This window comes from Paenibacillus urinalis, from assembly GCF_028747985.1.
Classification (GTDB): Bacteria; Bacillota; Bacilli; order Paenibacillales; family Paenibacillaceae; genus Paenibacillus; species Paenibacillus urinalis.
Genome location: NZ_CP118108.1, coordinates 4,562,041 through 4,575,948 on the forward strand (window position 1 = coordinate 4,562,041; position 13,908 = coordinate 4,575,948).

14 protein-coding genes are annotated in these 13,908 nt (G+C 45.2%); 3 read left to right on the forward strand and 11 right to left on the reverse strand.

Translation table 11 applies throughout. The annotated features are described in order from the left end of the window. Positions 1 to 10: 10 nt before the first annotated feature. Positions 11 to 1,465 carry a glucose-6-phosphate dehydrogenase gene (gene zwf, locus PUW25_RS21090; RefSeq protein WP_047913519.1) on the reverse strand — a complete coding sequence of 485 codons (1,455 nt, stop codon included), beginning with the start codon at positions 1,463 to 1,465 and terminating at the stop codon, positions 11 to 13. Between the two features lie 366 nt (positions 1,466 to 1,831). On the opposite strand from zwf (PUW25_RS21090), the gene PUW25_RS21095 reads away from it, so the two are divergent. Continuing rightward, positions 1,832 to 2,158: a winged helix-turn-helix transcriptional regulator gene (locus tag PUW25_RS21095; RefSeq protein WP_047913518.1), complete on the forward strand. Its 327-nt coding sequence runs from the start codon at positions 1,832 to 1,834 to the stop codon at positions 2,156 to 2,158. A 172-nt stretch (positions 2,159 to 2,330) separates the two neighbouring features. Here PUW25_RS21095 and PUW25_RS21100 read toward each other — a convergent pair whose 3' ends face one another. The 5 genes from PUW25_RS21100 to PUW25_RS21120 all read right to left on the reverse strand — a co-directional run bounded on the left by PUW25_RS21100 (position 2,331) and on the right by PUW25_RS21120 (position 6,673). After that, entirely contained in the window at positions 2,331 to 3,257 is a 927-nt protein-coding gene (locus tag PUW25_RS21100) for a hypothetical protein (protein WP_047913517.1), read from the reverse strand. A 194-nt stretch (positions 3,258 to 3,451) separates the two neighbouring features. Next, a complete protein-coding gene (locus PUW25_RS21105; protein ID WP_338000035.1) occupies positions 3,452 to 4,336 on the reverse strand; it encodes a DUF1002 domain-containing protein in 885 nt (294 codons plus the stop codon). 250 nt (positions 4,337 to 4,586) lie between these two features. Beyond that, entirely contained in the window at positions 4,587 to 5,102 is a 516-nt protein-coding gene (locus PUW25_RS21110; RefSeq protein WP_047913516.1) for an NUDIX hydrolase, read from the reverse strand. A 96-nt stretch (positions 5,103 to 5,198) separates the two neighbouring features. Then, positions 5,199 to 5,993, reverse strand: coding sequence for a TrmH family RNA methyltransferase (locus PUW25_RS21115; protein ID WP_047913515.1), 795 nt, complete (start codon positions 5,991 to 5,993; stop codon positions 5,199 to 5,201). Positions 5,994 to 6,010: 17 nt separating this feature from the next. Then, positions 6,011 to 6,673, reverse strand: a complete 663-nt coding sequence (locus PUW25_RS21120; RefSeq protein WP_047913514.1) for a potassium channel family protein — start codon at positions 6,671 to 6,673, stop codon at positions 6,011 to 6,013. Between the two features lie 231 nt (positions 6,674 to 6,904). On the opposite strand from PUW25_RS21120, the gene sspI reads away from it, so the two are divergent. After that, positions 6,905 to 7,138 (forward strand): small acid-soluble spore protein SspI, encoded by a 234-nt coding sequence (gene sspI, locus PUW25_RS21125; RefSeq protein ID WP_047913513.1) that lies wholly within the window; start codon positions 6,905 to 6,907, stop codon positions 7,136 to 7,138. A 105-nt stretch (positions 7,139 to 7,243) separates the two neighbouring features. Here sspI and PUW25_RS21130 read toward each other — a convergent pair whose 3' ends face one another. Both PUW25_RS21130 and zwf (PUW25_RS21135) read right to left on the reverse strand, forming a co-directional pair. After that, positions 7,244 to 8,824, reverse strand: coding sequence for a peptide chain release factor 3 (locus PUW25_RS21130; protein WP_047913512.1), 1,581 nt, complete (start codon positions 8,822 to 8,824; stop codon positions 7,244 to 7,246). 256 nt (positions 8,825 to 9,080) lie between these two features. Continuing rightward, complete coding sequence (zwf, locus tag PUW25_RS21135; protein WP_047913511.1) at positions 9,081 to 10,643, reverse strand: glucose-6-phosphate dehydrogenase; 1,563 nt, start codon at positions 10,641 to 10,643, stop codon at positions 9,081 to 9,083. 307 nt (positions 10,644 to 10,950) lie between these two features. On the opposite strand from zwf (PUW25_RS21135), the gene PUW25_RS21140 reads away from it, so the two are divergent. Beyond that, positions 10,951 to 11,283 carry a hypothetical protein gene (locus tag PUW25_RS21140; protein ID WP_047913510.1) on the forward strand — a complete coding sequence of 111 codons (333 nt, stop codon included), beginning with the start codon at positions 10,951 to 10,953 and terminating at the stop codon, positions 11,281 to 11,283. A 106-nt stretch (positions 11,284 to 11,389) separates the two neighbouring features. Here the strand turns inward: PUW25_RS21140 and PUW25_RS21145 are convergent, their stop codons facing one another. From PUW25_RS21145 to liaF, 3 genes are read right to left on the reverse strand one after another with little or no spacing between them, the layout of a single operon-like run. Next, positions 11,390 to 12,034 (reverse strand): response regulator, encoded by a 645-nt coding sequence (locus PUW25_RS21145; RefSeq protein ID WP_047913634.1) that lies wholly within the window; start codon positions 12,032 to 12,034, stop codon positions 11,390 to 11,392. Positions 12,035 to 12,053: 19 nt separating this feature from the next. Continuing rightward, positions 12,054 to 13,106, reverse strand: a complete 1,053-nt coding sequence (locus tag PUW25_RS21150; RefSeq protein ID WP_047913509.1) for a sensor histidine kinase — start codon at positions 13,104 to 13,106, stop codon at positions 12,054 to 12,056. Positions 13,107 to 13,132: 26 nt separating this feature from the next. Continuing rightward, the gene (gene liaF, locus PUW25_RS21155) at positions 13,133 to 13,780 is read right to left on the reverse strand and encodes a cell wall-active antibiotics response protein LiaF (RefSeq protein ID WP_047913508.1); all 648 of its coding nucleotides are present in this window, start codon (positions 13,778 to 13,780) and stop codon (positions 13,133 to 13,135) included. Positions 13,781 to 13,908 lie beyond the last annotated feature (128 nt).

The following is a 13,908-nucleotide window of genomic DNA, read 5'->3' on the forward strand; positions in this document are numbered from 1 at the left end:
AGAACAATGATTAATGCCAGCGATTTCCGTCCTGTGCAAGCAGTTCATCCGCTGCTGCTGGACCTTCTGTTCCCGCCGCATAATAGTTAAGTGGTACCTCATCTGCAGCAAAGGCTTTAAGAATCGGTTCAACCCATCTCCATGACAGCTCTACTTCATCCCAATGCGCGAAGAATGTGGCATCACTACGAAGCGCATCAAAAATGAGGTTCTCATAAGCTTCCGGTACGTTGTCATATGAGGAATTGAAGCTAAGCTCCATCGGTTCAATCGTATCATGATGCATCGGGCTCTTGGAATTAAGCGTCAGGCGCATGCCTTCCTTCGGTCCAATATCGATAGTAAGCAAGTTAGCAGATACCGATTCGCCTTCCGACGTTCCTGTACTTAACGGCTGCTTGAACTCCACCACGATTCGTGTCGATTTTTCACTCAGACGTTTACCTGTACGAACATAGAAAGGAACCCCTGTCCAGAATGGATCGTCCAGGAACAATCTTGCTGCGAAATAAGTATCGTTCTTGGAAGTTGCCTCGATCCCAGGCTCGTCCAGGTAACCAACTACAGGTTTGCCTTGAAGATCACCTGCTTGGTATTGTGCTCTTACAATATGCTGATCGAGTGCTTCTTCCTCCAGAGGAATCAAGGACTGTGCCGTATTTCTCTTCTTCGCACGAACCTCATCAGGAGAAGATTTCTTCGGCAGGTGAAGTGAGATCATCATGAGCAGCTGCAGCATATGATTCTGGAACATATCTCTTACTGCTCCGGTATGGTCATAGTATTCAGCCCGCTCTTCGACTCCAACGGTTTCACTTGCGGTGATTTGTACATTCGAAATATAATGATTTCCCCACAATGCATGCATGACAGGGTTTGTTGCACTTAGTACCTCGAGATTTTGAACCATAGGTTTACCGAGGAAATGGTCAATCCGATAAATCTCTTCCTCAGCAAAAGTACTGTTTAGCTTCTCATTCAGCTGTATTGCGGATACCAAGTCATGACCGAATGGCTTCTCAATGATAAGCCGTTTCCAGCCGCTGCCTGAACCGAGCCCGCTTTCTTTGATATTCTCGGCAATAGGCTCGAAAAATTCTGGAGCAACCGACAAATAAAACATCCGATTTTGTGGAATGCCAAGCTCCTGCTCACGTTGTTCAACCACTTCAAGCAGTTTCTTATAATCTTCAAGCTTGGTATTGTTAAGCGATGTATAACGAAATGCGCCTAGAAAATCACGTACCTTAGCCGCGTCCTCAGGAGAACGGCGAGAGAATGTATGAAGTGAAGCTTCAACTCTTGCCTGGAAATCAGCATCGGACACTTCTCTTCTTCCTAGACCAATAACAGAAAATGATGATGGCATCTTTTGATCAACATACAGGTTGTATAGTGCTGGGTAAATTTTTCGCTTGGCTAAGTCGCCAGTAGCCCCGAACAGGACAAAAGTCATTGAATCCATTCTGATATGCCTCCCGTGTCTCTACTCTATATTGTGCGCTAGTTATCATGTGAAAATTACGCAACGATAATTCGCACTTATTTCCATAATCAACACCACATGTATTACCTACAAAAAAATACAATTCCCGTTCGATGTTGGTTATTATTTGTAACCAATTAAATTAACGTGACTATCATACACCCAGCTGACACCTTTCGTCAACAAAAAATGTCGAATCTGTGAACAATAAAAATTTTCTGTTATGATAGCGCTTTCCATGGTATTCTATAAATAATTCTAATAACTGTTTTTTCACATTCTGGAATAACTCCATGTACAATAGAAGTTACTTTTAATAATCAAGTGCATAAGGGGACCTTGAAAATGGATGAACAATCGACGTCAAATCATATGCAGATGTGTGAGAAAGTCTCGCGTTCGTATCAAATTATTGGTCGGAAATGGGTTGCGCCTATTGTTCACACCTTAATGAAGGAGCCCAAGCGATTCAGTGAAATACATGCTGTTATCCCGGACTTAAGCAAGCGCGTCCTGAACGAACGAATGAAAGAACTCGAGGAAGAAGGCATTGTCATTCGGAATGTCATTGCTGACCGACCTGTCCGTACTGAATATTCACTTACCCGCAAAGGGACAGAGCTTGCACGTGCTTTGAGCTCAATCGGACAATGGGCTAAGAAATGGCTCTAGTCTTAACTCAGATAAAGATGAATCTATGCAGCAATAACCCCCGTAAGCTGTTACGGGGGTTATCTTTATATGCCATCTACATTTTATCTTTATCTGAATTGAAGCTCTGTAGTCGAACTTTTGAAGCTGTCTAGTCAAGCTTTCGATAATCCACATTACTATAACTCAACGGCTATTTGCCTCGTTCAAGAAGATCATCATAAGTCAGTCCTCGCACAGACTCCTCTGAATATTCCTGTACAGGATAATATCCTTCTGCCTGCCACTGTTTCAGCACTTTAGGGCTAACGATTGTATTTGGAGGAAGCTTTAGACTGCCAAATCCTTCTAACGCTTTTTTTGCCTCACTCATATTTTCGACTTGTTCTAAACTAACCCCATGAGTAGATCCTGTCATATAGTCCTTATACACTTTATACTCCCGGTAAAATAAACTGATCTCAGGATTATCAGGATCATCATTTACAAGATACTCCTCAGTTAGAATCCGATATTCTATACCTTCAATGGGCTTATAAGGTCCATCCAATAGTAGCGTCTCCAGAAGCAGCTTGATATCCTCTGCGTCAGTTCTGTACGTTATTATTTCAGATGATCGCAGCTGCAGATACACCTTATCAGGAGAGGTAATCGCGTATAATATCTTGACTTCCTTATTCCGTGGTAATTGAATGGCCATTTGGACAGTTGGCACCAGCTCTATCTGACCTGCCTGCTCCAGTGTATCGGGTACTATACGGTTATACCATTCCAGGACCTCAGCGGTTTGCCATTCTTCAAGCTCAGGTCTTTTGTTTAAGTCTTCATATGACACTACATCTCTGTCGTACTCGATATATTCCAGTTCAACCTTATTGGTCAACTGAGCATGAGGCAGCTCTGGCTTTGATTGGCCTGTAAGTTCCTGCTGAGTAGCGGTATCCTGATTAGGCGTTGCGACGTAGTCCTCCAGCTGCTCCTGCTGCTGCTTATCAGGAATGTGGTTCTGCTGCGTATAATGTACTCCCTCTGACTCCTTCTCCTTATCGGCATGATCTGAACAAGAGGTGAGGAGAAGAAGAACAGCAGCGATAACACATCCGGTGATCATTTTACGCATAGCCTATATCTTCCTTTCGAGCGCAAATTTATTAAGAAGTCGATTTCCCTTTCCCATATTTAATTCAACACGCTCAACTGCTGCTTTGTTTTATAATATTTGATCAAAATAAAAAAAGCACCCTTCCTCGGATGCCTGCATATGATTCGCAGCCATCCGCTGAAAGAAGTGCTCTCTTACAATATTCCATTCAATTAGGAGAACCAGCCTTTAATAATTTCAATCAGTCCTACAAAAAAATCTTTAATCGCTGCCAGAATACCTTGTCCCTGCTCCGACTCAATAAAATCAGTGAACTGCTGTTTGGCTTGCTCCAGCTGATCCCCTACTGCATTCCAGTTAATATTCGCATCCTTCATGTTCATAAACAGATCCACTAATCCGTTCAGCTGAGCTTCGGGAATTGTAATATTTAGATTGTTTGCAATATTAATAATGAGCGTCTGCATTTCTTCTCTCGTCTCAGGCTGATTTTGGGCGAGTTCTTCTTTGATGTTCGTCATCAGCGTCGTTGTTTCTTCCGCACCGATGGAATCGGATAATTGTGCCGTCTTTACGATCTCCTCGTTAGCAACCTGCTTCTGCTCCTCCGGGATTTCCGTATTTGTCGTTGTTTCATATGCTTTAATAATCCCTGTCAGTGCAGCTGTACCGGATACATCAAATGGTGCGGTAATGCTAACATGGGCATCCTTAACCCCTGCTGTAATCATCGCATTAAGGTACATATCGTTGGTCACCCAGTTGATGTGATTGGAGGTCGCTGACACGCCGCTTCCAGGCTTGCCGATTACGATTTTAGCCGAGCTGAGCGCCTTGCTTCCGATTTGTGCCTTGGACATATGACTCCCCAGATATTTATGTTCTTCTTCATTTGTCACCTGGATCGTCATCGCATCTGTAGGAGCATCCAGATCGGCTAGCACCTGTTCTTTCTGTGCAGCAGTCAAATCCTCACCGAGTATAACAATAATATCTCCCTCTACCGCATCCGCAGAAGCAGCGGGGGCTATATACATACTTAGCAAAATAAGTGCAGGTATTAATAGAATTGCCGTCAGTTTGCGCAATTTCATCATCTTGTCTCTCCTCATCCATAGCCGTTTCCAATATTTAACGAGTTCCATATTATGGATTAACCATTATCCTATAACTAAAACTCTTAACCGTATCAATCCCATAACTCCCTTAAGCTATGAAATTGAATTAACCCCCTTTAACTGGATTTGCGAGCATTATACCATGGTTTCAAACCTCAATTTTTAACAAAATATTAATATTTTCTTAACCAAATCAATTTCATAAATCATTAAAAAGGTAGAATTGAAACTATATATTTAGAACGGAAATGGCCCGCTCCAATATGGTTTTATCTCTTAGGATCATAAATTTACTCGAATACTCCCGACAAATCCTAAGCGATCTGTCCATTGCTGTAAGAGCTTCATCCATTGTCATCCAGTTCACCGTCAACCCAAGCTGCTTCTCTTTGGCTGTGAGCTTCACGGTGTTCTCCTCAACTGATTTGGCAATAAAGCAGTAGGATAGTTGCAGGAACTGATTTCTAGTCTTATGTTCCTCAATGCGGCCGAGCGGATGCGTAATTTTTGCCCGATAGCCTGTCTCTTCCTCTACTTCACGCAAAAAGGCTTCTTCCGGCGTCTCTGACCCTTCGATTCCCCCGCCAGGCAGCTTGTATAGCCTCCGTTTGGTCATATGCATCATCGCAATATTGGAATTCTCATCGACGAGCACCCCTCTAGCCCCATACCGGGACACGGAATGCAGAAGTGCTGAACGTTCACCCAAAATGTCATAATCCGTAATCCGGCTTATTAAGTTCATATGTATTCTCCTAAATTAAATGGCAACGCCCCTTTGTGATCCAAAGGGGCGTTGCCATCTCGATGTCTCTTGTCTATTTAATTCACCAGTCCGCGATCAGGCGGAGTAATGCCGCTGCCTCATCGCTTCGAACATAAGTATGGTAGCAGCCATTGCCGCATTCAGTGATTCTGCCTGTCCGGGACTTGGAATAATAATGGCATCATCCACAAGACGGCTTACCTCCTCAGAGACACCGCTGCCTTCATTACCAATGACAAGCCATTTTGCTCCCCTAAAATCATAATCATAGCAGGAGCTGTCGGCAGCCAGCGATGTACTGACAAGTGTAACCCCTTCTGTTTTAGCTCTTGGAAGCACTTCAGACAGATCCGCTTCAACGACAGGCAGATGAAAAAATGAACCCATCGTGGAGCGTATCGTTTTGGGATTATACACATCTGCACTCCCCCGACCAACGATCACACCGTCTGCCCCAGCTGCATCTGCGCTGCGGATAATTGTACCGACATTGCCCGGATCCTGAAGCCGATCCAGCACAATAATCAAGCTGTCCTTCTTGTCTAAGAATTCACTTAACCCTGCCGCATCTTTTCTAACGATGGCAAACACCGGCTGCGGCGTCACCATATCGGTACACTTCTCAATGACAGCAGCAGACACCGGTATCCACTCCGCACGATCTTCCGAATCCGCATAACCTGACAGCTCTCCCGGTATTCCTTTATCCATATCATAAGCAATACATTCGATATCAGCATCATAGCTTAACGCCTCTTGAACCAAATGAATGCCTTCAATAATGTATTTGTTCTGCCGGGTTCGATACTTCTTATCGAGCAGCTGAGCCCATTCCTTCACTCTCGGATTATGTACCGAAACGATTTCCATATGTCTTCAATCCTTCTTTATCTTGAATAGGCAAGCTCTAGCTTGGTTAGATCATCTTTGTGACCCACAATAATAAGCACATCCTCAGGCTGTATTTCATCACTTGCATCTGGTGAAATATTCATTTCTGTTCCTTTGCGGATGGCAATGACGTTACAGCCATAACGAGCGCGGATGTTGAGCTGTAACAAATTCTGTCCAATAATGTTCGACGAAGCTTTCATTTCCAGAATACTGTACTCCTCTGACAGCTCAATATAATCCAAAATATTAGGCGACGCCAGATGATGAGCAACCCGCATTCCCATATCTCGTTCCGGATAGACGACTTTATCTGCACCAATCTTGGACAATACCTTGCCATGAAGCTCCGATTTGGCCTTCACAATTAAAGAGTGGATACCCATATCCTTCAGGATCAGTGTCGTTAATATGCTCGCCTGAATATCTTCACCTATGGCAACGACCACCACATCAAAATTCCGAATCCCGAGCGCTCTAAGCGCTTCCTCATCCGTTGAATCTGCGGACACGGCATGTGTCACTACATTGGATATGTCCTGTATTCTATGCTCGTCCCGATCTATTGCCAGAACGTCAAAACCCATTTCACTAAGTGCATAAGCAACACTCGATCCAAAGCGGCCCATACCGATCACGGCATATTGTTTTTTGGCCATAATATGGTACCTCCATATCATCTTAGGTATAAGAAAAATTATTCTATAGGTGAATCCATTTCATTACTCAATAAAAGATGTGAGATGAATTCAAGCCCTTCATTATTATAAGTACTGTCAACCAATTCATCCTAAGTAGTATAGCACAATGAATGGAAAACTTGAATTTATACGCTCTGCTCAGGGAACAGTATATAGGCAGGAAAAGACTACTTTTGGAGGGACAAACACATGTCTATCGTACTGGATTTGCGCCAAGCGATCGTTCATAAGGTACATGGTAAGCCGGATAAGGATATCAGAGAGATGATTGAGGGGTCTGTTGATGGACCCGAAGCAGCTCTGCCGGGACTCGGAACCCTGTTTGAAATGATCTGGAAGGATTTGCCGAAAGGAAAGCAGGATGAGCTGATTCAGGTACTGCAAGAGCATCTGAAGAAGGTTAAGCCTGTTCCTTTAACCTAGAATCGATCCATCCATAGCCTTGAACTGCAAAAAATCCCCCGCCCATTTTCGGACGGAGGGATTTCTTTTGTATGTGATGCTAAGCCCCTACATTTCGCACAAGCCTTACGGTGCAGTTTCCAGGAATTTAGCTGTCGGATTCTTCTCAATTGCCGTTCTCATCGCATATTCATTCTCAAAGAGGACCACATAATTGTCCTTCTTATCTTTAACAAGGGTAGAGTTAATCCGGAATTTGCTTGGATCGATCTTATCGTCAATAATCCAGCGTGCAAATTGATACGACATGCGCTGCAGCTGAACTTCAACACCGTATTCTGCTTTCATCCGATGCTCGAATACTTCAAATTGAAGCTGCCCGACAACTCCAAGAATAGTCTCATCGAAGCTCACTGTACGGAATACTTGAATTGTACCTTCCTCTGTCAGCTGATCAATGCCCTTCTGATACTGCTTGTGCTTCAGGGCATTCTTGGCTGTTACCTTCGAGAAAATTTCCGGTGAGAATGTCGGAAGCTCGTCAAAGACCACTTCACTGCCTTGGCTTAAGGAATCTCCAATTCTGAAAATCCCCGGATCGAACAGACCGATAATGTCGCCTGGATAGGCCTCTTGTACAATGTCCCGGTCCTGAGCCAGAAACTGCTGAGGCTGAGAGAGCTTGATCTCCTTGCCTACCCGAACATGCTTCACACTCATGCCTCGTTCAAATTTACCCGATACAATTCTCAGGAATGCGACACGGTCGCGGTGTGCCGGGTTCATATTCGCCTGAATCTTGAAGACATAGCCGCTGAATTTCTCGTTTGTCGGCTCCACTACACCTTCCGTACTCTTACGCGGTTCCGGCTTCGGCGCCAGCTCCAGGAAGTTCTCCAGGAAGGTCTGAACACCAAAATTATTGACGGCACTACCGAAAAATACAGGGGTAAGCTCGCCCTTCAGCACCTTCTCCAGATCAAACGGATCACCCGCTACATCGAGAAGCTCAAGCTCCTGCTTTAATTGATCATGCAAGAATTCACCAGCCATCTCACGAATTACCGGATCCTCATAGCTGTCTACTTTTTGCACATTAATCTTGGAATGGTCATCACCTTGGAACAGCTCCACCTGATTTTTCATCCGGTCATATACACCGCAGAGCTCCCGGCCCATACCAATCGGCCAGTTCATCGGTACCGAGCGAATACCAAGAACACGCTCCAGCTCCTCCATTAGATCAAACGGGCTTTGTCCCTCACGGTCCAGCTTGTTAATAAATGTAAAGATCGGTATTCCACGCTTCGCACATACCTGGAACAATTTAATCGTTTGTGCCTCGACACCCTTCGCCACGTCAATCAACATGACCGCACTATCTGCGGCAGTCAGTGTGCGATAAGTATCCTCACTGAAGTCCTGGTGACCCGGTGTATCCAAAATATTGATACGATGACCCAAATAATCAAACTGCATTACAGAGGACGTTACAGAGATCCCCCGCTGCTTCTCAATCTCCATCCAGTCACTTGTCGCATGCTTGCTTGCCTTCCGAGCCTTTACTGTACCTGCCAGGCGAATAGCGCCCCCAAATAACAGCAGCTTCTCAGTCAGCGTCGTCTTCCCGGCATCCGGGTGAGAGATGATCGCAAACGTCCGGCGTTTGTCGACCTCCTCCTGCAAAATATTCGTGGTTTTGCTCATGTTCATTTATCCCTCTCATACTCATATATTCATCAAACTTTATTTTTCAAAATATAAAATCATTCCTGTCGTCATCTTGCAAAAGGAACCTATCCATCTAAATGGCTCAACTCTCCTATTATACCACATTTGTTATTTATTTTTACCTGTATATTTTATCTCACACTAAAAAAGCAGAGTCCTCCTGATTATAGAAGGGTCCCTGCTTTGCATCATTAAGAATCACAATCTAATTCAATTATCCAGCTCGGTTTATTCATCCTTCATTGTTCTTTATCCAGATGACGTTGTCTTCATCCTGTCCATTAACCGGCCACCAATGATGTCCATCCTGCTCCAGCAGGTTATCCGCTGCAGACGGCCCCCAGCTGCCAGCAGGATAATAGGACAGACTCTCCGGCTGTTCCTGCCATACCGCTGCAATACGGTCTACGAAGGACCAGGCTGTTGCAACTTCATCCCATCTTGTGAAATAGGTGGAGTCTCCTTCTGCGGCATCATGAATGAGCCGTTCATAAGCCTCCGGGGAGTTAATTCCAATCATACAGCTCTGGCAAAAATCCATGGCAAGCGGCTCAATCTCCGAATCTGTACCTGGCTTCTTGGCATTGATCTTGATATAAATACCCTCCATCGGATTTACACGGATGACAAGGAGGTTTGGCTCGAGCTTATATTTTTGGCCAAGGTACACATTGTTCGGCATGGATTTGAACTCCACAACCACCTCTGTCGTTTTCACAGGCAGTCGCTTACCAGTACGGATATAGAAGGGCACTCCGGCCCACCGGAAGTTATCGACGAATACCCTCGCCGCAAAATACGTTTCCGTATTGGAACCGGGATCTACTTTATCCTCCTGGCGATAACCGGGCAGATGTACACCCTTCACATCACCTTCCGTATATTGACCACGAACGACATTCGCGCTCACATCCTCACTTGAAACAAATGGCCGTAAAGAGCGAAGCACCTTCACCTTCTCATCCCGGATATCCTCGGGCACAAGCCGGCTTGGCGGCTCCATGGCAATCATCGTGAGCATTTGCAGCATATGGTTTTGTCCCATATCACGAAGAGCGCCGGCCTGGTCATAGTATCCTCCGCGCTCTTCAACTCCAACGGTCTCACCCAGCGTTATCTGAATATTGGAAATATGCTTGTTATTCCATAACGGCTCGAAAAAGGCATTGCCGAAACGGATCACCTCTATGTTCTGTACCATTTCTTTGCCCAAATAATGATCGATCCGGTAAATTTCTTCTTCACGGAACACTTCACGAATTTGCTCATTCAGCTGCTCTGCCGAGCCCAAGTCATAGCCAAAGGGCTTCTCAATGATCAGCCTGTGCCAGCCTGCACTTTCAAGCAGCCCGCCTTCCTTAAGATGGGAAGACACGTTTCCAAACAGCTCGGGAGCCAGCGCCAGATAGAAGAGACGATTGCCGGGAATGGAAAATTCATGTTCCACTTCCTCCGTAAAGGCATTAAGCTCTCGAAACCCATCGACCTGATGAATATCTAAAGACTTATATTCAAAATGCCGCGCAAACTCGTCCCATTCCTCTTGCTTTCCATCGCCTGGCTTATAACGACAAAACTCTTTTATCGAGGACAGCACATCTTCTCTGAACTCCTCACGTGTACGCTGACGTCTTGCCAGACCGATCACGGCGAAGTGATCTGACAGCTTACCTTCCCGGTAAAGACTATAGATCGCAGGAAAAAGCTTGCGCCGGGCAAGATCGCCCGTAGCTCCAAAAATGAAAAATACCGCACTCGATGCCTGCATTGTTTCAACCTTTTGAATGTTCGCCATAGCTCCTTCTTTCCCTATCGGATAGTTTTATTTTTGAACTGCTTATAGAGCTTCCTGGATGTTGCTGACATTTTAGCACAACTGAACTTCCGAAGCTATGCTTAAGAAGACCTTAATTCCTACTAGTATAGGTATTCTCTTATTCTTATAACCAGATTTCAAATAATTGCTCATCTATCATACAAGGCTTGGTTAGAGGTCTATACCTGTTCGACTTTAAGAGAATACATATAAGTTAGACAGAATGGAGAACCCTACCTTTAACTTCATTCTCTCTAGTACAATATCTACGATTGAGGTGAATGTTATGTATCCTGTACGTCCGTTATCCCCGGAAAATATAGGCCAGCATTGCGGTAAAATGGTATGTGCTGTCATGAAAGACGGCAGACGGTTCGTAGGCAGACTGCACAGCTGTAATGGAACCCATATTTTTCTGACTGATGAACGCAAAAGTAAATACAGATCCTGCCGAGCTTACAAATCGAGTGTACTCGAGAGCAAACAAGCAGAGCAGCCGAAGAAAAAACAGAAAAAGCTAAAGAAGCAGGCCGTAGTTAAAGGCTTCTATCCTTACGGCGGCTATGGCTATGATTGGGCACTAGGTCTCTCGTTCCTCGCTTTGCTCTTCCTCATCTAATATTTCTATAAAGTAAGAGAAGGCCCCGGCTCATCTATTCAGAGTCTCGGGGCCTTACATTGTGATGCGCAGTTTATATGAATTTGAATTTGAGAGTTGTTCCTTATCACTCGGCCAGGCCATTCTTATAAGCATAAATCGCAGCTTGCGTACGATCATCTACCCCCAGCTTCGCGAGAATATTCGTCACATGAAACTTGACCGTTTTAATACCGATAATCAGTGTGTCCGCAATATCCTGATTCGATTTGCCTTGTGCGAGCAGTCTTAGAACATCCATCTCACGTTCAGTGAGGCCTTCATGCGCCTTGGCCTGCTCTTGCGGCTGACGGAAGCGGTTCATCATCTTGGAAGCTACCTGAGACTCCAGAACAGACTGACCGCGCGCAGCAGCACGGATCGCATCCGCAATCTCAGAAGCACGTGAAGTTTTAAGTAAGTAGCTAAATGCTCCAGCTTCAATGACGGGATACATCTTCTCATCATCCAGATAGCTGGTAAGTACGATAACCTTGCATTCTGGCTGCATCTTTAACAGCTGCTTGGTCGTTTCAATCCCATCCATTCCTTCCATCACCAGATCCATCAGAACGACATCGGGATGGTACTCCTGAGCAAGACGAATGCCTTCCTCTCCGCTCCCTGCTTCACCAACAACCTCGATCCCATCCTCGGTATCCAGCACAGCCGCCAGCCCAATCCGCACCATCTCATGGTCATCGACCAGCAGCACCTTAATGGCAACTTCCATACTTTCATCTTCCATAATCCTATGCTCCCTCGCTTTCTTCCTCCATGACCGGCACTGTTATTTCGATTCGGGTTCCTTTGCCCGGAGCCGTTATCCATACGATCGATCCGCCAATCTCATTTACACGCTCCTGCATATTGGACAACCCGTATGAAGCCTGCTTCTTGTCATCCAATTCAAAGCCCTCACCATCATCCCGGATAATGACCCGAATGGCTTTATCCTTTCGCTGAATTCGAATCTCGATTCTTTCCGCCTTAGAATGCCGAAGGGCATTGGACATGGCTTCCTGAATAATACGGAATAGATGATTCTCTATCCCTTTTACCAGCTGAATGCCTTCATCCATCTCAAGCGAAATTTCCATCGGCACCTTGGACTGAAGCTCTCTCACAAGCTCCTTGAGTCCTTGTTCAAGATGCTTGCCCTCCAGATATACAGGCCGTAAATGCAGCAGCAATGCCCTCATCTCGGATTGGGCAACAGAGGCCATTTCCTCGATTAACGCCACCTGACGCTGTGCTCTGTCAAAATCCTTCTCCAGTGTACGTCCTACTGCTGTAGCTGTCATGGATATCGCGAACAGCTGCTGGGACACCGCATCATGCAGCTCTCTGGCTAGACGCTGTCTTTCCTCTACAATGGCAGATACTCTTGCTTGTTCAGCAAGCTGAGCATTATGCGTGGAGAGGCGCTGAAGCGAGGTGACCTGCTCCTCCCACTTCTTACTGATTCGGCCCAGCTGTTCTCCAATTCGCCCGACTTCATCATATCCAAGCTCCGGAACGGCCCTCGTCACACTCCCCTTCTCCCACTGCAGTAAAGTTTCCCTCAGTCTCTCTAGCTGTACTTTGGTTCTATACATTTGGAAGAAGCCATAAATTGCACCAAATCCAATCAACAGTAATACAAGGGTGGCTCCAGCCTGAAACCAATGATCCCACTCATCAAACGGCATCAAGTATCCATAGGAGTAAAATATATAAAAGGTAACCAGACCCAGCACCAGTGCAAGCAATATGCTCTGTCCCATACTACGCGTAACCATATTTTTTGTTTTAGTGGATTGCATAAGGGAGTCCTCCCTCCTGTTGAGTATTACGTTAATCGCACGTTTAGGTCGCCAATTAAATAGGAAATAACAAACTTCACTTTATATTCACTGTTCTCATAGCCCGGAGTCCGATAGACAAGCCGATTCATCGCTCCACCTTTTTGATCATTCCCGAACTGCTGCTTGCCTAGTAATATAAAGGCCTCGATTTCTACACCATAATCCTCTGGGATGGATAAATCAATATCTCCCATCACTCCCTGCAAATAAACAACCGTTTCCTTTGACTCTGGAATGGCCAGCGATAAGTCAGCATCCACTTCACCGATGACATGCCAGATCGATGTGTTCCGAAGCATCCAAGGCTCCTCATCCCAGGCAAAATTGGACATGAAATTTTGATTGATAATGTAGCCCTCTCTCGGCTGGACTTTACGCCCCTTCCAATAGAACACCCCAAGTGAAATCAGGGTTACACCTACAACAAAGATCAAATTATCAAGAATGAGAATGGCTGCGCCGACGCCCAGATATGTGCGCCCTTTTTTGGCATTGCCCGATTGGAATTTGAAGTAACCATAGATCAATAAGAGAAGTGCGACAATCGTAAAGAAGCTGATAAAATCCCCAAGCAGCATCAGCAGACCGATCCCTATCGCCAGTATTGCAAAAAACTGCTTTTTGTTACTCATCTGTCGCACCCCCTCATGTCAATTTTCGACCGCACTGGCCGATTATGTATTTGGCTAAATTTGAATCGCACTACTGCCATTAAATCCGGTCTATTGTCTTAAAAAAGGCCATACGGAACAATATCGCT

Bases quoted from the DNA above. Each gene is read 5' to 3' on its own strand.
- PUW25_RS21110 (WP_047913516.1), bottom strand. From the start codon at position 5,102: ATGAACTTAATAAGCCGGATTACGGATTATGACATTTTGGGTGAACGT.
- PUW25_RS21105 (WP_338000035.1), bottom strand. From the start codon at position 4,336: ATGATGAAATTGCGCAAACTGACGGCAATTCTATTAATACCTGCACTT.
- zwf (WP_047913511.1), bottom strand. From the start codon at position 10,643: ATGGCGAACATTCAAAAGGTTGAAACAATGCAGGCATCGAGTGCGGTA.
- PUW25_RS21115 (WP_047913515.1), bottom strand. From the start codon at position 5,993: ATGGAAATCGTTTCGGTACATAATCCGAGAGTGAAGGAATGGGCTCAG.
- PUW25_RS21145 (WP_047913634.1), bottom strand. From the start codon at position 12,034: ATGGAAGTTGCCATTAAGGTGCTGCTGGTCGATGACCATGAGATGGTG.
- sspI (WP_047913513.1), top strand. From the start codon at position 6,905: ATGTCTATCGTACTGGATTTGCGCCAAGCGATCGTTCATAAGGTACAT.
- PUW25_RS21150 (WP_047913509.1), bottom strand. From the start codon at position 13,106: ATGCAATCCACTAAAACAAAAAATATGGTTACGCGTAGTATGGGACAG.
- liaF (WP_047913508.1), bottom strand. From the start codon at position 13,780: ATGAGTAACAAAAAGCAGTTTTTTGCAATACTGGCGATAGGGATCGGT.
- PUW25_RS21095 (WP_047913518.1), top strand. From the start codon at position 1,832: ATGGATGAACAATCGACGTCAAATCATATGCAGATGTGTGAGAAAGTC.
- PUW25_RS21130 (WP_047913512.1), bottom strand. From the start codon at position 8,824: ATGAGCAAAACCACGAATATTTTGCAGGAGGAGGTCGACAAACGCCGG.
- PUW25_RS21140 (WP_047913510.1), top strand. From the start codon at position 10,951: ATGTATCCTGTACGTCCGTTATCCCCGGAAAATATAGGCCAGCATTGC.
- PUW25_RS21120 (WP_047913514.1), bottom strand. From the start codon at position 6,673: ATGGCCAAAAAACAATATGCCGTGATCGGTATGGGCCGCTTTGGATCG.
- PUW25_RS21100 (WP_047913517.1), bottom strand. From the start codon at position 3,257: ATGCGTAAAATGATCACCGGATGTGTTATCGCTGCTGTTCTTCTTCTC.
- zwf (WP_047913519.1), bottom strand. From the start codon at position 1,465: ATGGATTCAATGACTTTTGTCCTGTTCGGGGCTACTGGCGACTTAGCC.